This is a genomic window from Algoriphagus aquimarinus, from assembly GCF_900112005.1.
Lineage (GTDB): Bacteria > Bacteroidota > Bacteroidia > Cytophagales > Cyclobacteriaceae > Algoriphagus > Algoriphagus aquimarinus.
In genome coordinates, this window is record NZ_FOKK01000033.1 from 1 (window position 1) to 19558 (window position 19558).

Sequence of the window (19558 nt, forward strand, 5' to 3'; positions counted from 1 at the left end):
TCACTACTGTCCGAGAAACGGTTTAAAATTTAGGGGAAGCTTCGTTTGAGAAGCTTCCCCTTTTCTGTATTTTCAGTTTACCACAACCTCTTAATACAGCGGATGAAAAATACACATTTCTTCGGACAGCCGATATTTTCTCAGATACTTTCTTTGATTGACCGTTCGCTGGTTTCCAAAGTAAAGTCCAAGCATCAGTCGGATCGCTACTACAAATGTTTCGATACTTGGCAGCACTTAGTCACGATGCTTTATTGCTCTTTTAGCGGAGCCAGCTCGCTTAGAGAGCTTTCAACAGGACTTTTGGCGTGGCAGAATAGACTTGTTCACATTGGGATGCCCAAAGCACCCCGCCGTTCCACTATCTCGGATGGTAACATGCGCAGACCCAGTGAAGTATTTAAGGAGGTTTACTTGGCACTTTTTGAAAAATATCGATCTGTTTTACCGGACAGCCGACTGAAAATGGATGTACTTAAAAAGCTATTTATCGTGGATTCCACGGTCATCAGCTTATTCAAAGATATTCTTAAAGTAGCTGGAAGGCCAAGAAAAGATGGTAGAAGCAAAGGCGGAATCAAAGCCCATGTGATGATCCACGCCGCTGAACTGATGCCCTGTCTGGTCAGATTAACTGAAGGAAGTAAGCACGATCATACATTTCTAAAGCATCTAAACCTCCCTGTGGGCTCTTATCTGGTAATGGACAAAGGATATACAGATTACCATCAATATGCGCAGTGGACAGAGCGGGGCATCTACTTCATCACGCGGATGAAAAACAACGCCATCTTTGAAAGTTTGGAAGAATTTGACTTGCCTGAACACAAGGATCAGGAAATTCTCAAAGATGAAACAGTGACTGTCCAATATAAAATAGGAACTGAAAAACACCCGCTCAAGCTTCGAAGAATCGCATATTGGGATGAAAAAAACCAAAAGACCCTTGTCTTTATGACTAATAATCTGGAGATCGAGGCTTCCACTGTTGCTGCTATTTATAAGTACAGATGGCAGATTGAGCTACTCTTCAAAAGACTCAAACAAAACTTTCCACTCAAATACTTTCTTGGAGACAATCAAAACGCCATCGAAATCCAGATTTGGTGTGCATTGATCTCACTGCTGCTCATGGAAGTGATCCGCAAACAACTCAAAAGAAACTGGGCATTCTCAAATATGGTCGCCATGGCAAGATTCCATCTAGCAAGCTATGTCCACCTAACCAACTTCCTTAATAACCCGGATAAAGAGCTCCAGGAAAATCTCCTGAAAGCCAACCAAACGGCCCTATTTCCAACCTAGTGGGCTTACATTCCAATTTCACCCAAAAATCTCCTCTGATTAAGTTCTTTTCAACCTCTCTGAGAAATTCATACTTTAGTCGGACACTAGTGATTTTTATTTAATACTATGTTTAAGAAATCGATCATTTGGGCGACTTTGGCGGTATCACTGTTTCATTCAGCGATGGTAAGTGCTCAGGATTACAAAACCGAAAACGTTATTTTAATCACGCTGGATGGGATGAGATGGCAGGAAGTATTTACCGGTGCAGATTCATTGCTGGTTGATGATACTGGGATGATCGAAACCCCAGGTTCCTTATTGCCAGATTTTTGGGATGTAAACCCTTTGAAGAGAAGAGAAATGCTATTTCCTTTTTTATGGAATACCATTGCCAAAGAAGGTCAAATCTACGGGAACAGGGCTTTTGGCAACAAGGTAAATAACCAGAACACCATGTGGTTTTCTTACCCTGGCTACAATGAATTTTTGAGTGGCTTTGCAGACGACAAGCGGATTACCAGCAATGATAAAATGAATAATCCCAACAAAACGATGTTGGAATATCTCAATGAAATGCCTGAGTATAATGGTAAAGTGCTGGCTTTTGGGTCGTGGGATGTGTTCCCTTATATCGTCAATGAGGAAAGGAGTGGAATACCTGTGAATGCCGGTTTTGACATAGCCAAAGGAGATGATTTGAGTCCGGAAGAGTTGCTGACCAATAAGATGCAAAGTGAGATTAGAGGTCCATGGGGTGGGGTAAGATTGGATGTTTTTACGCAGAATTATGCTATGGCAGCGTTGAAAAATCAGAAGCCAAAGGTCACGTATATCTCCTATGGAGAGACTGATGACTGGGCGCATGAAAACCACTATGACCAGTACATCTGGTCCGCCAAGCAGACTGATGCCTACATCAAAGAAATATGGGATTTCGTGCAGTCAGATCCACAATACAAAGACAAGACTACTTTGATTATTGGTACAGACCATGGGCGTGGTACCACTAAAACCAGTTGGACAGGTCATGGTTCTTCAATTCATAATGCGGGTGAAATATGGCTTGCTGCTATTGGGCCTGATACGCCTGCTTTGGGAGAAGTGAAGTCCGATGGTCAATTGCAATCTGCTATGGTCGCTAGGACTGTATTCAAATTACTTGGTTTGGAATACCCTGATGAGAAAGCAGCTCCAGTAATAAAGGAAATGGTGAAATAGTTTATTAGGCATATCGAAAAAAAGAGTCCGAATTACTTAATTCGGACTCTTTTTATGTCAACTTATCACCCTTACCGAGGCATCACCAACTCCAATACTTTTCCGTCTTTCTCTGGATACTGTGCTTTTTTTGCTGTCATTTCTGCGGATAGGACTTCCATCATCATTTTGAGTTGGGTGGGATTTGATTCTGCCAGATTCTCCCTTTCAAATGGGTCAGTTTTTAGGTTGAAAAGTTCATACATAGGTTCACCTTTTACGGAATAGTGATAGACCACCTTCCAGTCTGATTTTACCAAGCTGCTGAAGTAATTTGAGCGGTGATCTCCGTGTGGGAAATGATTTAAAAACAGTTCGTCTCTGTTAGTATTTTGCTTAGCATTTAGCTGAGTCTGAAGAGGGAAACCATCTATGCTATGTCCTTCTGGATTTGGAATGTCGACCAGCCAAGTCAGCGTAGGAAACATGTCTATGATGGTTCCTAATTGTCCTTGAATCGTATTTTGAGCTATGGGTAATTTTAATTGGTTTGGCGCACTAGCATTCGGACTGACCCAAGCAGCGATAAAAGGCACTCGCATACCACCTTCCCAGTGATTTCCTTTTTTGCCTTTTAGCGGGGAAGAACTGCTGTAATCATTTTCTATAGGTAAGGGTGCATCCGAACCATTATCGCCTAAAAATAGAATCAGTGTATTTTCTCCTAAACCAAGCTTCTTCACATGTTGCATGATGTCGCCCAGAGATTTATCAATCCCCTCTATTAGCGTAGCGTAAGCCTGAGCTTTTTCCGGCATTCCGGAATCCTTATACTTTTCCGCAAAGCGGGGGTCAGAATAAAAAGGCGCATGCACCGCATAATGCGCCATATTCAGAAAGAAAGGTTTCCCTTCCTCCTTTGCCTGCGTGATGGCTGCATTGGCTTCCAGCGTCAAAGCCTCCGTCAGAAATATGTCTTGCCCATGGTATTTTTCTAGTCCAGGAACCGCACGCGTTTTATTTCCCCCTGTGTGCCCAAAGGCTTCCGTACCCAAATAACTTCCAGGTTGCCCGATGGAGCTTCCTCCAATGTTGATGTCAAAACCCAGGTTTAGCGGGTCTTCTCCCTCGCTGTTGAATGGCCCAAAATGAGCTTTTCCTACGTGTATGGTTTTGTAGCCATTTTGCTGTAAAAGCTTGGGAAGAGTCACCGAGTTTTTGGTGAGTCCTTTCCAATTCCAATCTTCCGGACCAAATTCTGTTTTGTTGTTTTCCTCAGATCTGATCCAATTAGTGACGCCATGTCGAGCGGAGTTTTGGCCTGTGAGAATCGAGGTTCGGGAGGGTGAACATACCGAATGGGCATAGAAATTAGCAAAGCGAATACCTTGTCTGGCCAGTATCTCCATGTTTGGAGTGGTGTAAAACTTATTCAATGGATAGCTAATTGCTTTGCCATTTTCATCGGTGAGAAACGGTACCGAAGTATCCATTAGGCCCATATCATCTACCAAAAACACTATGATATTTGGAGGAGATATAGCTTTTTTCTTGCTGGCAAATGCGGTGATGAAAATCATCAGCATCGAAAGGGATGACAGGTATATCGTCAGTTTTAATTTATTCATTTCTTTGAATTGATTTCCTAAGGACTTAAATACCAAGGTACAAAATTTGCCCACTCAGGCTTAAGTAAAAAGCTCTGATAATGTTCACTTGACTATTTTAAATTTTAGGAACGGGTACGCTTCTGAATCAACAATCCCATGATTGTTTCTCACTGAATCCTACTTTGTACATCCAATTAACGCGAGAGAGGTAGTTGGATTAAACTTCTACTTTAAAAATCTCTCCATGAACTCTTCCCGGTAAGTCCTGCCGATTGGAAGAACTGTGTCGCCGATGAGGTGAACTTGATTACCACTGAGTTTGATAATTTTGTGGATGTTCACCACGTAAGATTTATGAATTCTATAAAAATCTCCTTCACCCAAAATTTCTATCCATTTCTTCATGGGTTCAGAGGAAAGATGCTTTTTATCTAACATACATACCTCACAGTAATCCCCATCAGCGGCAAGATGAATAATGTCTTTAAATGCTATACGGACATATTCATAGCCAATTTTGATGAAATGTTCTTTTTTAGAATGAGTTAGACCGTCTGTATTTCCTCTTACTTTTCCCACGGCTTTCACAAATCGCTCAAATGAAAAAGGCTTGAGTAAATAGTCTACCACATCAAGCTCATATCCATCCAGTGCATATTCCGAATAGGCAGTGGTCATAATCACCTGAGGCTTATTAGATAGGCTTTTTAGAAATGAAATACCGGAGAGCTTGGGAAGATTGATATCCAAAAACATCAGATCTACCGATTCTTCCTTTATAAATTCCATCGCCTGAATAGCATCTCCAAAGGTGGCGACCAACGTCAGAGATCCAAAATCTGCTATATATTTCTTGAGGATTCGTTGGGCAGGCTGCTGATCTTCTACGATGATACATCTCATGTTTTGCTCAGTTTGATTTTCAGACTGACAAAAAACTCATCTGCAGTTTGATTTATTTTTAATTCATATTGCTCAGGGTATAGCAAATTGAGTCTTTTCTTTACGTTTTCCAGGCCGATGCCATGCTGCTCTGAACTCATCGGAAGGTAATTGTTTTGGCAGATAAAGGTAAGTTCTCCACGCTCATTCACCGTAACTGAAATAGCTATTTTGATTTGATCGGACTGTCCCGACTGACTATGTTTGAAGGCGTTTTCTACAAAAACATTTAAAATCAATGGAGCTATTTTATACTCATCATCAATGTTTTTGGTGACAAATTCCACAGATCCTCTTCCCTCTATTTGCAGTTCATAAAGTTGGATGAAGTTGAGTAGATGATCAATTTCCTTAGTCAGTGATACAGTGGATTCTCTGCATTCATACAGCATATAGCGAAGCACGCCGCTCAGTCCCAAGATAATTTCGGGTGTTTTGGGAGACTGCTCCACTGCATATGAATAAAGATTGTTAAGATTATTGAATAGAAAATGAGGATTGATCTGAGAGTTGAGGAAGGATAGCTCGCTTTCCTTGACCATAATTTTAAGTTCGTCCAGTTCTCGTTGTCTCTGAATAGCATCCCAGGCGATTTTCGTTCCTGCCAGAGCAACCAATACAGACAGGATCTTTCCACTGCTTAATAATACTCCCTTTAGATCTGCCAATCTTGTGTCAGGGAAAATAAATGGGTCAATTAAAAATTCCTCGATGAACAGCACAGCTGCAAGGACAAGCAGAGTAGATAGCCCAAATTGTAAGTACTTTTTTCTGTAAAAAAGCTTAGGCAAAAACACATAACTAATCAGCAGATTTGCCCAGACATAGTTTGTGAAAAACCAAAGTTGATACCAATAAAGCTCGTATTTCAACTGCCCCTTTTCATGATCCATAATCACAAAGTGGAACACAAGCAGATGTATGATGAGCTGGAAGATCCATTCCTTTTTTACAGACTTATGTTGAGTTGCGATCGAATCCATAAATCAAATTAACTCCTGAAAAACATTATTAATCTATCAAGTCGGTAAACAGCCGTATTTTACCGACAAACGACAAAGTGAGAGGATTTTTGTTGTTTGTCGGCAAAGTCTGGTCGTTCAACGGTTTTGTTTTTTCTGGCAGCATTTGCTTCCCTATTTTAAGCTAATTAAACCCGCTGCACTATGAAATACATGCTTATTTGGATCTTATTTTTTGGTTTGGATATTACTTCTGCCTATTCACAAGGTATTGAAGTTACCGGAAAGGTAGTAGATGCCAAGAGCCAAAGCCCTATAGAATTTGCGACTATCAAACTGTTGAATAGCGCCTCGGGACAGATGATCGCCGGCACTACCACCTTAGCAAACGGGAACTTGCTACTTTCTACTGAAAACAAAAATTTCTCTGTGGAAGTGAGTTTTATAGGATTTATCACACAGCAGATCAAGGAGTTTGAGGTTGTGGATAATCAAGTCAATCTGGGGACAATCTCCCTAGAGCAAGACACAAAGCAGATGAGCGAGGTGGTAGTTCAGGGGCAAAGATCTACGACTGAATTTCAACTGGATAAGCGAGTGTTCAATGTAGGGCAGGATCTGAGTAGCACAGGTGCCAGCGCCTTGGACGTGTTGAATAATGTGCCTTCTGTGACAGTGAATATAGAAGGGCAAATCCTTCTTCGTGGGACAGGAGGAGTTCAGATTTTGATCAATGGCAAACCTTCTGTCCTTACTAATGACGGTGGAAATGCGCTGGGTACGTTGACTGCCGATATGATTGAGAAAGTCGAGGTGATGACCAATCCCTCAGCCAAATACAATGCGGAAGGTACTTCTGGGATTATTAATATTGTTTTGAAAAAAGAGGAGAAAAAGGGTGTGAATGGATCTGTCTCCCTAAATACCGGGGTACCTAACAACCATAGCTTGGGTTTTAGTCTCAATAAGCGCACGGAGAAGTTCAACCTCTTTAGTCAAATAGGAGTGGGTAAGCGAACTATGCCCGAGGATTTTGAGACTATCAATAGCAATTCCAGCACTGGTGCGGAAGTGCGAAGTGTAGGGGAAGTAGAGAAGAACGAGAAATTTTTCAACCTGATATTGGGTACTGATTATTACTTCAATGACAAAAACGTAATTACGGTTTCTGGAAATTATGCCATGGAGATTGAATCAGAGAATTCCACAGGTAATTTCAGTACCTATAATGGGCAAGGCGCACCGCTATCAGGCTGGCAGCGGAAGGAAAATACGGAAGCGACCAATCCTAAATGGCAATATGAAATGCAGTATAAAAGTGACTTTTCCGAGGAAGAGGAACATTTTCTACTCATCAGTGCTATAGGTAGTTCCTTTGCCAAAGATCAATCTTCCACCTTCGTCAATCGGCCTTCCTTTGGGGAGGATGCCCAATCCGGTGAGCAGTTGAGTGACAACGATTTTAGCCAAGCGGAATACACTTTCCAGGCGGATTATACACGTCCAATTGCTGAGAAGTTTACCTTGGAGACTGGCGGGCAATATTTCATTAATGAAGTGAAAAACGATTATTCCATTGCTGCCTTAGAATCAGGGGTATGGGTGGTCAATCCGGCTCTTTCCAATAATTTCTTCTATAAGCAAAAAGTATTGGGAATCTACGGGACGGGTGCATATGAAGCAGATAAGTTTGGTTTGAAGTTGGGGCTGAGAATGGAAAACACCGACATTCATACGCTGTTGGAGGAAACAAATGAGGAGAATGGTCAGAATTTCACGAACCTATTTCCTACTGTTCATGCATCCTATAAGGTTGCCAAAACCTTTTCTGTACAGGGAGGCTATTCCAGAAGGATCTCCCGGCCTAGGTTCTTTGACCTGAATCCATTTTATAATATAAGAAACACGTATAGCGTGTCCACCGGTAATCCAAATCTGCTGCCAGAATACACAGATAGCTATGAGGTGACGGGTATTTTGGATCATTCATTATTTTCTCTTAGCGCGTCCGTATATCATCGCTACATCACGCAAACAATAGAGGATGTGACGATTTTTGAAGACAATATCAACATCACCAAGCCGATGAATATTGGAACCAATAATGTCACAGGACTGGAGATCAATGGTAAAATGACGCCTACAGATTGGTGGTCTTTGAGCACAGATTTCAATTACAATTATTTCGATAGATCAGGTACTTACGAGTCCACACCTTTCGGCTTTCAATCGAACCAATGGACAGGACGCCTGACCAATAAGTTTAATTTACCGGCGGACTTTACCTTGGAAGTGGTCGGTGATTACAGATCTTCCTATCAGACATTTCAGCGAAGCATCAGCGGCTATGCTATGGCAGACATAGGCATCCGCAAGAAAATTGTGAAAGGTAAAATCATCGTGAATCTCAGCGTACGAGATGTGTTTGCTACCAGAATTTCGGAGAGTGAGACACTAAATCCTGATTTCTACCAATACAATTTCCGACAGAGAGGTCGCTTTGTGACATTTGGAGTAAGCTATGGGTTTGGAAAGGGCGAAGCTATGGAGTTCAGTGGAGGTAGAAGAAGATTCTGATCTGCCAGATGAAGCTCAATGCATCCAAGTCTATGCTCATCCATTTTCTAAGCATTTTATGCCCTGCGGGGAAGAGCGAAACTTCGTGATAATATTTCTGACCAGGTGTTAAAAGTTGATACCGATAGGAGTCTGAGAACCAAATTGCATGAATTGGGTTACAAGAAAATCCAAGCCCAAGTGGGCTTGGTTTTTTTAATTTTTGGGAAGCGGAAAGAGTAAAACCATTTTTATTACGTCACCTAAGATTGTTCCTACCCAGGTGAGCTGTCTGAAAAGTTGATGTCAACTAGTACACTGGAGCAATAAAATCCTGATTTCTTACTTGTTTTTCTGGAATCCAGGTTGTCAATTGTAGTAGAGTAAATAGGCTTTCTGTTGATAGACAACACATGGTTTATCTGTATTCGTGCGGGTAGGTAGCTTTTTGTATTATTTTATCCTTAACCCATCGATAATCTCATTACTCTCAGTTTTTACAAAATCCATGGCGCAATGTGCTTTTTAATCTAGTATATGGTCTTTCCTGAGCTAGGAGGATGGTACCTCGATTGACTTTTTTTCCAGCTTCCAAGAGTCTACCTTGAGGGTAATAAACCCAACTCAAAATGAAGAAGTCGATCTCATTTATCCTGCTTTTCTTTTCGTTATTCTCCCTCCAAGCTCAGCAAAAATCATGGATGCTTGGGCATTTTCTTAGACCTGAAGCTGCCAAGCCTATTATTGCTCCACTTAGCACAACGACCTTCGTAGATCCGATGACTGGCAAAACTGTAGCTTGGGAATCCATGGCTACATTTAATCCAGCGGCTATAGCTAGAAACGGAAAAGTGTTTGTGCTCTACCGGGCGGAAGAAAAACTGGGAGAAAAAGAAATTGGTGGGCACACCTCCAGAATCGGTTTGGCTACCTCAGCAGATGGTTTTGCTTTCGAGCGGGAGCCTGAACCGATTTTTTACCCAAAAGAAGATAATCAAAAGGAATTTGAATGGACTGGTGGTACCGAGGATCCCCGAATCATAGAAACTAAAGAAGGACTTTATGTCTTGACCTACACGCAGTGGAATCGGGATGTGCCAAGGCTTGCCGTGGCCACGGCAAAAGACCTGCAAAATTGGGAAAAACATGGCCCGATTTTCAAAGATTGGAAGGATGGAAAATACCATAACACAGAATCTAAGTCTGGAGCTATAGTCACTGAACTGAAGGACGGCAAGTTAACAGCGGCTAAAATAGATGGGAAATATTGGATGTATTACGGGGTTCCACATATTTGGCTGGCTACTTCAGATGATTTGATCCATTGGCAGCCAATAGAGAATCATGAGGGAAATCGAGTGCCGGTACTCAGTCCACGTGCAGGGTACTTTGATTCATGGTTGGTAGAGGCAGGGCCTCCTCCAGTGCTGACCAAAGATGGAATCGTAGTGCTCTACAATGCTGGTAATTCCCAACAAGTTGGAGTGAAAAATCTGGGAAACCGGGTCTATACGGGTGGGCAGGCACTTTTCTCTGCTACGGAGCCTTGGAAACTTCTCGATCGTGTAGAAGCACCCTTTATTCAACCTACACTCGATTTTGAAAAATCAGGGCAATACCCAGAAGGAACGACCTTTCTGGAAGGTTTGGTCTATTTCGAAGGCAAATGGTTGCTTTATTATGGGACTGCTGACAGTATGGTAGGTGTGGTATCTGCTGAAGGGCACTGATATGGTCAATTAATCAGGGCTATAATCACTGATCGTACCTTTGGCACTCTTCCTTATTTCTGATTTTTACTACCCAGAATTTCATTCTGGGCATTTACTGTTAATGCCTTTGGCATTTCCGAAGTCTTACAGAATCTTGCCAAAGGCAAGACTCATGATAACCCAGAATGCAATTCTGGGTTGATTAGGCTAGAATTGTTTGGAGTGCCAACGGCACGATCGGTTTCTTCTTGGGAACGCTGTCAGGAGCCTTACACTAGTAGGATACATTATCAGTTCCTGTATTTTCTCAACCTTCATTTTCGGCTACTTCATCCGTAGATTCGGCTTAGTAGATGAACTGATTTTGCGGGAGATTTGTAGAAACAAAAACCAAAGATTATGACAAATAGTAAAATAGCATTAGTGACTGGCGGAAGCCGTGGTTTGGGTAGGGATATGGCGATTAATCTTGCCAAGAAGGGTATAGATGTAGTGATCACCTATCATACTAATAAAACTGCCGCCGATGAGGTGGTGTCTGAAATAGAGAAACTGGGAAAAACCGGGAAAGCCTTACAGTTGGACACAAGTGTAGTAAAGAGCTTTGATGGATTTTTTGCGGAGCTTTCTGCCTATCTCAAGGAAGAGAAAGACGTTGAGACCTTTGATTTCCTGATCAATAATGCAGGAACGGGGATTTATACGCCCTTTTTGGAAACTACTGAAGAGCAGTTTGACCAAATGTCAAATATCCATCTGAAGGGAGTTTATTTCCTTTCCCAAAAAGCCGTCCCTTTCCTTGCAGATGGTGGTAGGATTATCAATATTTCTTCAGGATTATCTAGATTCAGCCTACCTAACTCCTCGGCTTATGGTGCCATGAAAGGTGGAGTGGATGTGTTTACAAGATACTTGGCTAAGGAACTAGCTTCACGTAAGATCACTGCAAACGTGGTAGCGCCGGGAGCGATTGCCACTGAGTTTGGTGGTGGTGAGAATAGGGATAATGAAAAGAAAAGAGCGCTTATATCCGGAGCGACTGCGCTAGGACGCGTTGGGGAGCCAGAGGATATTGGCGGTGTAGTAGCCTTTCTATGCTCTGAGGATTCCCGATGGATCAATGGTCAGCGTATCGAAGTTTCAGGCGGAATATTTCTCTAGGAGCCGTGGAATATGGCTTCACAGACCACTTGATAGTGCAAGTTCCGATCTATGGGGTACAGACCAGAGGGGACTTGCGCTAACCTGAGAAAGGGTGGGGACTTAGCTGTTAGAACGGAGACTTTATGACAGTACAGGATACTTCTCTAATCCTTTTCTAAGTATTTTAGAAGCTATGAAGAACATCTCGACTTTATCAAAACTGCTTTTTTGCCTTTTGCTCCTTATCAATACTACTGCTTTTGCGCAGCAGGATAAACCTAATATCATCTTCATCCTTACCGATGATCAGCGTTGGGATGCATTAGGGTTTTCTGGAAATGACATTATCCAAACTCCCGAAATGGACAAGTTGGCTGAGCAGGGAGTTTACTTCAAAAATGCTTTTGTCACCACACCCATTTGTGCGGCCAGTCGTGCCAGTGTACTGACGGGACTTTACGAGCGAACTCATGGATATACCTTCGGGCAAGAGTTAAACGAGGGTTACGCTCAGAATTCTTATCCTGCTCAACTGAGGAAATTAGGCTATGAGACCGGCTTTTTTGGGAAGTTTGGAGTGAACTATCCTGGGTTCTCGAAGTTGTTTGACGTGAGTGATAGCTACGATAGAAATGGGAAATTCGACGATAGACGTGGGTATTTCTATAAGACTATTGATGAGGATACAGTCCATTTGACTAAGTACACTTCCCACCAAGCGCAGGAATTTATCAAGAATCAATCGTCGGAAAAGCCGTTTATGCTTTCGCTGAGTTTCTCGGCTCCACATGCACATGACTCTGCTAAAGATCAGTATTTCTGGTCGTCTGATGTGGATCATTTGTATGAAGATGTGACCTTTCCAAAACCGCTTTTGTCGCAACAAAAATACTTTGATCAGCAGCCCGATTATGTGAAAGAAGGGGAGAACCGCACACGCTGGTTCTGGAGATATGATACACCTGAGAAATACCAGAAGAGTATGAAGGGGTATTACCGGATGATCTCGGAAGTGGATAGTGAGATCGGTAAAATCAGAAAGACGCTTGCCGAAAAAGGGATGGATAAAAACACGGTAATCATCTTCATGGGTGATAATGGCTACTTCCAAGGTGAGCGACAACTGGCTGGAAAATGGCTGATGTATGATAATTCACTTCGTGTGCCGATGATCATCTATGATCCGAGAAATCCTGGGCATAGAGAGATCACTGACTTTGCACTGAACATAGATATCGCACCTACTGTACTTGAGTTTGCAACTGGAAAACTCCCACAAGAATGGCAGGGCTTGAGTTTGGCGGATTACGTGTTGGGAGAAAATCCAGCACAGGACAGAAAGGAGTTTGTAGCAGAACATCTTTGGAAAGTGGATATCATTCCGGCGAGTGAGGGGATCAGAACCAAAGATTGGAAGTACTTCAGGTATCAGGATGATCTGGCTCATGAAGAATTGTACAATATCAAAAAGGATCCTTTGGAGAAAAGGAATCTAGCTGGAAAGAAGGGTTATAGCGATACGCTGAATGAAATGCGTGAAGCTTTTGATCAGCAAGTCAAGAAGCTTGAAGCTGATAAGATTGATTAGTTTGGTAAAAAAAGTGTCTTAGCCCTAATATGCCGTGGTCTGTGTCCGCACAGACCACTATTTTTATGTTTAATTATCAATAGACGAAGGACAGTCATTGAGGAGATAGGATCACTTAACACTACTGATCGTGCCGTTGGCACTCCTTATCGTAGTTTACACTTTTACCCAGAATTTCTAGGCATTTACTGTGAATGCCTTTGGCATTTTGGCTTTCCCGTGGAATCTAATAATAGGAGGTTGATAAAGGATACTCACTTAGGCGAGAAGGAATCAGTGTGTAGTCGGAGTTTTCAGCCCCACTGTTTAATATACTGAGTCTGAAAACTAAATGCTAAACCCTACTTGCTCTCCAGTGCCTTCCCTTCAAACTTAACCCTATCCCAGCCAAATTGCATAAAGTTTCGGATGTTTTGATGATCTGTTCCTTCGGCATTTCCTAGGACGTCGGTTCGGTAATAGTCTCCAAAAAGTGCCAGCGTCTGGTCTTGCGTGAGGTTTTGAGTCTTGGCAAAGGAAAAGATCTTGCAGCTGCCGTTGTTTTGTCCAGCTTCGTTTACTGTGTCGCCATTGGTGAAACGGATAGGAGTGAAGTTGAAGTTTGCATCGATATACCCGATCACATCAGTGAAATCAATGGTTTCTGGAGAGCGAGTGATTTGTTCTAAAAGATTCATGGGGTGAAATTAATTAATCAGGAGATGATATTCAAAGGTTAGTTTTCAGTCTCAGTATGCAGTCTCAGAACTGAACACTACGACTGAGACTGAAGCTAGAATTGCAAATCCCAAAGGTTAGAAAGCGTAGTTACAAACTCACGCTTAGCAAGGGAGATTTCTCCAATTAGATAATGCGAGTAGCGCAGCACGATTTTGAGTTCTACCAAAGAAAATGGGTCAAAAGAAACGCTCTCCTTTTGACTAAAATTTTATTCACTGACCACTGAAAAGTATTTCTCCAAAGAATTAGCTTTCAGCAAATCAGCTGGCTGATAGAAGCCTTTCATGCCTTGGACGTCATCTCTTACCTTTTTTATCATATCAGGAGAAATAGGTGAGGCTTATTTCCAAAGGAATTTCTTACTTAAGTAAGTACAGCTGCGCTAACAAAGTCCGCTACTGATTCTATATCATCTTCATGCCCCTCATATCCGGCGTTCTGTCGATGCAACTTATAGAATATCAAATACATACCTAGCTGTTTTACAAGTGATTAATGTTTTTTAAATCTACTCGTCAAAGGATAATTATCAGTTAATATACTGTAGTAGGATAGCTTTATTCTGAGCTAATGTTCGATTTACAGCACTTCCCGAAATTATTCTTGGTATTTTTGTGTTTCAAAACAGAAATGACACTTTTTTCCATAAGACAGTCATTTGGTTAAAAAAATATATGTCATTCAAAGATCTTGGTCTATCCGACCCTCTACTGCGAGCAGTAGCAAAAAAAGGCTATTCAGAGCCATCTCCTATACAAATCAAAGCTATTCCGCTCATCCTCAAGGGACGAGATGTGCTTGCTTCGGCACAAACCGGCACAGGAAAAACAGCGGGTTTTACCTTGCCCATTTTACAGCTTTTGGCTAAGAACCCTTCGAGAAATAACCGTCCGGTTAGAGCCTTGGTACTCACTCCCACACGAGAACTTGCAGCCCAGATCCACGAAAATGTGGTGTCCTACGGAAAATATCTCGACATAAGGTCTACGGTAATCTTCGGCGGGGTCAATCAAAACCCACAAGTAAGTACTCTAAGACGTGGTGTCGATATTCTAATTGCCACGCCAGGACGTTTGCTTGATTTGATCAACCAACGTCTGCTATCCCTGTCGCAAGTAGAGATACTTGTGCTCGATGAGGCAGATCGTATGCTCGATATGGGTTTTATCAACGACATTAAGAAGATCCTTTTGCTAGTGCCAGATAAGAGACAGAATCTGCTTTTCTCAGCTACTTTTTCAAGTGATATTAAAAATCTAGCTAATCGGTTTTTAGATAATCCTGTGTTAGTAGAAGCGACTCCTGAAAATACTACGGTAGAGAAAATTATTCAAAAGGCCTATAAAGTTGATCAACTTAAAAAGGCGGATATGATCATCGATCTGATAGCGGGGGGCAAATGGCAGCAGGTTTTGGTCTTTACACGAACCAAACATGGCGCAAATAAACTGACTGAAAAGATGAATAAGGCTGATGTTACTGCTGCTGCTATTCATGGAAACAAGAGTCAGGGAGCGCGTACGAAGGCGTTAGCGGGCTTCAAAGACGGAAAAGTACGAGTACTTGTCGCTACTGATATCGCAGCAAGAGGCTTAGATATACCTTTACTTCCTCATGTTATTAATTTTGAGCTACCTAATATTCCTGAAGATTATGTACACAGAATCGGTCGTACGGGTAGGGCAGGAGCGAGTGGTGAGGCTATCTCACTGGTAGCCGCAGATGAAATTGATTACTTGAGAGCAATAGAAAAGCTGATCGATCAGCGAATTCCCACGGATATTATGGAGGGTTTTGAGCCAGTGGATAAGCCTACAGGAGTAAAACCCGCTTCTAAACAAAACAATCAACGTAATCAGCAAAGAAAACCTTCAACTCCAAGAAATGGTGGTAATCGCCAAAACCGAGGAAGAAAGCCAAATAGATAAAAAGTATCGCTTCCCAAAGTGGTCTACCCTCGATCGGACTATTAAAAAAGCCAACTACTGTAAGCATATTCGCTTCTAATAGTTGGCTTTATTGTTTTTTCAATGTATTCGATTGGACATGGATAGATGTTCCGTGCCTAAGGCACTCTGATTTCTTAGTCGTGCGTTTTGCAAGGGATCGATCCCGATAGCTATCGGGACCCTTGCTACAAGATGAACCAAGCCTACGGCTTTGTTTCGTGGAAAGAGTTGAAGCCCAACTCCACAAGATGGGTCAAGCTATCGGCTTTTGTCAAAATCAGACTGCGCTGCAGGTGGTATTAGATGGATCAAGTTTTCCTATTGCACCATGGATTTCAGTTTAGTTCAAGTTTTCAAACCTGTCCGACTACAGGCGGACTTGGGCTTAAATCAATGCAGTCTTCGGACTGCTTTTGATTTAGCAATCAATCTTCTTGCAGTCTGAAGACTGCATTAACTTAGGCACAAGTCTGACGACTTGCGCCAACTGGGACTTTTTATTTTTCTGGATATGTATTCCTTGCTTATCCTCGTTATGGCGAATCCACCAATCCTTGATTTGACCCCATTAGGCCAAAACATCGGAATAATTGGGTACTATCTCACCAATATAATGGGACGCATCTAAGATGCTTTTCTAGAATTAAACTATGTTTTCTATGTGTCTATGTGGTCCAAAAAAAATCCTGAAAGTTTTATCAAAAAAAATGGGTCGCAAGGAGCTCAATCCCTATGACCCAAATTTTATTTATCCGACATCCGACATCCGACATCCGACATCTGACATTTATTTCTCCATCGGATGTGCTTTTAGCAAATCTGCAGGCTGATAAAAACCAGTGTGATCCTTTATTTCTTCTCTTACCTTTTTCACCAAATCCGGCGAAATGGCTGAAGCCTGATTCCCAAAAGAGTTTCTGACGAAAGTCAGTACTGCTGCTACTTGGGAATCATCAAGCATGCCTTCGAATGGAGTCATAGGAACTTGGCCAGGATAATCTTTTCCTTTTACCGTAATAGGACCCATTACGCCTTTCAAGACTATTTTGATCAGGCGCTCTTCATTGCCCGTCACCCAAGGAGTATCTGCAAGTGGTGGAAAGCCAGAAGCGGAAAGTCCTTGCCCATCCGGTTGGTGGCAGGTGCTACAGAAGCCTTCTCTAGCGTAGATTTCCTTTCCTAGGATAAATAGCTCTCTGTCCGAACCAGTAAGTGAAGACTTGATGTCTTCTTCTTTTTTCTCTTTCACAGAAAGTCCAGATATGTGTGCTACTGCGGCCTCATAAGCAGGCGCGATCCACTTATCCATTTCTGATCCTTCAGCTGCTGATAGCACTTCAAGGCCTGCCTCACGAGGCATCCAAGATGCCGCTACAATCGCTTCAAGTCGCACTCTACCATTTTCATCCTTGATCGCTTCAGTCATCAATTCTTTTTGATTGGAAACCTGATGACCCGTATAGCGTAGCACTCTCACTGCCGCTGCTCGGGCTCTGTAGTCTTTTGCTTTTAGCAATTGCTCCAGTAAATCTTGGTTTACTTTATTGATTCCCCAGCTTACCCAAAGCGCTTCAAGTACATTGTGCTCGTACCTTGGATCGTTCTTGTCCAATTTACTGGCCCAGTCTGCCACTGCTTTGGCTACTTCCTCTTTGTCTCTTCCACGGAGCTCACGACGAGTTCTGTAGCGCGTTCTGTACTCAGGTAGTTTTAAGTTTTCCATCAATTCAGGGATGCTCGCTCCGTCGATTTTAGCCGGAATAACCAAAGGTCTGGATGGGTAGGTGATTCTGTAAATTCTACCGTGCTGATGATCTCTCAAAGGATCACGGGCGTTGTGCTGCATGTGACCGATCAGGATATTGTGCCAATCGACTACATAAAGCGAACCGTCAGGCGCAATTTCCATATCTACCGGGCGGAAGTTTCTATCTGTGGAAGAAAGAAGGTCCTGTCTGAATTTGGTGGAAAATCCGATTTCCTCATCGACCATTTGATGTTGTTTGGTGCCTAGGAAACCGATCGTGTTGTTGATGATCATATCACCTTGAACATCTTCAGGGAAATGTCTACTGGAGATAAATTCCAAGCCTGAAGTCGGACGTACCAGCTGATCTCTCTGAATCAAGTTTGCTCCTTTATTATTCGCATTTCCGTAGCGAGGAAGAAGGGAAGCCGGCATCATGTAGTTTACATTTGGACCAGAAGTCTCCGCATAGAAGTTTTGTCCCCACTCGTCAAAAGCAATTCCCCAAGGGTTTGGTATGCTTACTTGAGCTACTCGCTCTAGCTTATGTCTGCTTGGAGTATATCTGTAAAAGCCACCGTTGGTCGCACGTACAGTTCCGTAAGAAGTCTCCACATTGGAATGCAAGAAAACTCCTTCTGCCATATAAATTGACCCCGACTCATCTGTAGTAAATGCTGAAATCGCATGGTGTGTATCATGATCGTCAAATCCACTTAGAAGGATTTCTTTACGATCAGCTTTGTCGTCATTATTGTCATCATACAGGATTATCAGGTTGTTTCCCTGAGAAACATACACGCCTTCTGCTGCCAACTCAAAGCCTACTGGGATATGTAGATCGTCTGCAAAAACTGTTTCCTTATCTGCTTTGCCGTCATTGTCCGTGTCTTCATAGATCAAAAGCTTATCTGCTGGACGTGAATCGCCTGGCTTGTAGTGTGGGTAACTTGGCATAGTTGCTACCCAAAGTCTGCCTTTGTTGTCAAAAGAAAGTTGAACAGGATTGGCAAGATTTGGCCATTCTTCTTCAGATGCAAAAAGCTCTATTTTATATCCTGGTGCTACCTTTAGCTTAGCAAGTGCTTCTTCACCGTATAGGTATTTCAGGTCGCCATTTTTCTCAGGGTTGTAATTCGTCTCTACCTCAGGAAGCACATTGGTATGCTTGTCAGCAGCTACCAAATCTTTCTTTTCACCTTTATTAGCCATCCAGATGGCAGTATCTCTGATCGCCGTTAGCTGGCGAATTTTTTCCAGTTCAAAAGGGTAATTGTCTGGACCGAAGGGATCGTATCTTCTACCGAATACGTGTACGCCATTCGGGATTTTGTAATCATTTCTCCAAAACCAGTTTTTTTCCTGAACGGCTTCATGCACTAGTTCACGGTTTGCTTCAGTTTGGATTTTTTGCTTCCCAAAAATTTCATCGGCTAGAAGTACAGCCAGTTTTTTGTAGCCGGCTTCATTTAGCTGAGAACCATCGATGGTAAGGTCTTCCTCTGTTTCCAGATACCACTGCTTACTTGGTGTGAAAGCATCTACAAAAAGTACGTGGTTATTATCCGCAATCTCACGCATTGCTACGGTGTAGAGATTTAAGTTCTCATTTTCCGTTTTGCCGTTAGGCACATCGATTTTCTCTGAAAGATCTTCGAAGGCAATTGGGGATACGACAACTAATTTAGGCGAAAGCGTATCGTGATATTTTTGACGGAGCGTATGCTTAATAAAGGCGTCCAATTCAGCCTTGTAATTTTCTACGCCATCGACGCCTTGGAAGGATTCATTGTACCCAAAGAATGAGATAATGATGTCAGTTTGAAGCCTGGTGAGCCATTCGTCAGGCTTTTCCAGATGACCTACACTTCCTGAAGGAGTTGCGTATTCAACCTGGAAATCTTGAGCACCTGGAAAAGCCCAAGGGTCGTTCGTGCCAGATCTAGGTCTAAAGCCTGGGGTGTCTCCCGGATCAGAAAGGTTTCTGATGTAGAGGTTTTTCTCAGGATTTCTGAGTTGCATTTCAGTCTCAAAGCTTCCGTAATCCATCATTCTGGATCCCAGGTTATTTCCAATCAGAGCGATTCTCGTGTTTGGTTTTAACTCGAGCGTTTCCTTTTGAGTGCATTGAAAAGTGAGGAG

12 protein-coding genes are annotated in these 19558 nt (G+C 42.4%); 7 read left to right on the forward strand and 5 right to left on the reverse strand.

The window, feature by feature from the left end; translation table 11 throughout:
- Positions 1–102 precede the first annotated feature (102 nt).
- A complete protein-coding gene (locus BM291_RS21530) occupies positions 103–1305 on the forward strand; it encodes an IS4 family transposase (RefSeq protein WP_092899084.1) in 1203 nt (400 codons plus the stop codon).
- A gap of 108 nt (positions 1306–1413) precedes the next feature.
- Positions 1414–2508 (forward strand): alkaline phosphatase family protein, encoded by a 1095-nt coding sequence (locus BM291_RS21535; protein WP_092901996.1) that lies wholly within the window; start codon positions 1414–1416, stop codon positions 2506–2508.
- A gap of 71 nt (positions 2509–2579) precedes the next feature.
- Here the strand turns inward: BM291_RS21535 and BM291_RS21540 are convergent, their stop codons facing one another.
- The 3 genes from BM291_RS21540 to BM291_RS21550 form a co-directional block, all read right to left on the reverse strand.
- Positions 2580–4115 (reverse strand): sulfatase-like hydrolase/transferase, encoded by a 1536-nt coding sequence (locus tag BM291_RS21540; protein WP_217647352.1) that lies wholly within the window; start codon positions 4113–4115, stop codon positions 2580–2582.
- Positions 4116–4322: 207 nt separating this feature from the next.
- The gene (locus BM291_RS21545) at positions 4323–5000 is read right to left on the reverse strand and encodes a LytR/AlgR family response regulator transcription factor (RefSeq protein WP_092901998.1); all 678 of its coding nucleotides are present in this window, start codon (positions 4998–5000) and stop codon (positions 4323–4325) included.
- A complete protein-coding gene (locus BM291_RS21550) occupies positions 4997–6022 on the reverse strand; it encodes a sensor histidine kinase (RefSeq protein ID WP_092902001.1) in 1026 nt (341 codons plus the stop codon). Before BM291_RS21550 ends, BM291_RS21545 begins: the two co-directional genes overlap by 4 nt.
- 183 nt (positions 6023–6205) lie before the next feature.
- Between BM291_RS21550 and BM291_RS21555 the strand changes: the two genes are divergently transcribed.
- The 4 genes from BM291_RS21555 to BM291_RS21570 all read left to right on the forward strand — a co-directional run bounded on the left by BM291_RS21555 (position 6206) and on the right by BM291_RS21570 (position 13000).
- Positions 6206–8578, forward strand: coding sequence for a TonB-dependent receptor (locus BM291_RS21555; RefSeq protein WP_092902004.1), 2373 nt, complete (start codon positions 6206–6208; stop codon positions 8576–8578).
- 608 nt (positions 8579–9186) lie between these two features.
- Positions 9187–10287: a glycoside hydrolase family 130 protein gene (locus tag BM291_RS21560; RefSeq protein ID WP_092902007.1), complete on the forward strand. Its 1101-nt coding sequence runs from the start codon at positions 9187–9189 to the stop codon at positions 10285–10287.
- A 381-nt stretch (positions 10288–10668) separates the two neighbouring features.
- A complete protein-coding gene (locus BM291_RS21565; RefSeq protein ID WP_175499769.1) occupies positions 10669–11430 on the forward strand; it encodes an SDR family NAD(P)-dependent oxidoreductase in 762 nt (253 codons plus the stop codon).
- A gap of 217 nt (positions 11431–11647) precedes the next feature.
- A complete protein-coding gene (locus tag BM291_RS21570) occupies positions 11648–13000 on the forward strand; it encodes a sulfatase family protein (RefSeq protein WP_245786941.1) in 1353 nt (450 codons plus the stop codon).
- A gap of 341 nt (positions 13001–13341) precedes the next feature.
- Here the strand turns inward: BM291_RS21570 and BM291_RS21575 are convergent, their stop codons facing one another.
- On the reverse strand, positions 13342–13677 hold the full coding sequence (locus BM291_RS21575) for a HopJ type III effector protein (protein WP_092902016.1): 336 nt from the start codon (positions 13675–13677) through the stop codon (positions 13342–13344).
- A 717-nt stretch (positions 13678–14394) separates the two neighbouring features.
- Between BM291_RS21575 and BM291_RS21580 the strand changes: the two genes are divergently transcribed.
- Positions 14395–15648 carry a DEAD/DEAH box helicase gene (locus BM291_RS21580; protein WP_092902019.1) on the forward strand — a complete coding sequence of 418 codons (1254 nt, stop codon included), beginning with the start codon at positions 14395–14397 and terminating at the stop codon, positions 15646–15648.
- 808 nt (positions 15649–16456) lie between these two features.
- Here the strand turns inward: BM291_RS21580 and BM291_RS21585 are convergent.
- Positions 16457–19558: PVC-type heme-binding CxxCH protein (locus tag BM291_RS21585; protein WP_092902024.1), on the reverse strand; the 3102-nt coding region annotated here is incomplete at its 5' end.

Coding starts and splice junctions, on each gene's coding strand:
- BM291_RS21540 (WP_217647352.1), bottom strand. CDS start 4,115: ATGAATAAATTAAAACTGACGATATACCTGTCATCCCTTTCGATGCTG.
- BM291_RS21535 (WP_092901996.1), top strand. CDS start 1,414: ATGTTTAAGAAATCGATCATTTGGGCGACTTTGGCGGTATCACTGTTT.
- BM291_RS21555 (WP_092902004.1), top strand. CDS start 6,206: ATGAAATACATGCTTATTTGGATCTTATTTTTTGGTTTGGATATTACT.
- BM291_RS21530 (WP_092899084.1), top strand. CDS start 103: ATGAAAAATACACATTTCTTCGGACAGCCGATATTTTCTCAGATACTT.
- BM291_RS21550 (WP_092902001.1), bottom strand. CDS start 6,022: ATGGATTCGATCGCAACTCAACATAAGTCTGTAAAAAAGGAATGGATC.
- BM291_RS21575 (WP_092902016.1), bottom strand. CDS start 13,677: ATGAATCTTTTAGAACAAATCACTCGCTCTCCAGAAACCATTGATTTC.
- BM291_RS21580 (WP_092902019.1), top strand. CDS start 14,395: ATGTCATTCAAAGATCTTGGTCTATCCGACCCTCTACTGCGAGCAGTA.
- BM291_RS21560 (WP_092902007.1), top strand. CDS start 9,187: ATGAAGAAGTCGATCTCATTTATCCTGCTTTTCTTTTCGTTATTCTCC.
- BM291_RS21545 (WP_092901998.1), bottom strand. CDS start 5,000: ATGAGATGTATCATCGTAGAAGATCAGCAGCCTGCCCAACGAATCCTC.
- BM291_RS21565 (WP_175499769.1), top strand. CDS start 10,669: ATGACAAATAGTAAAATAGCATTAGTGACTGGCGGAAGCCGTGGTTTG.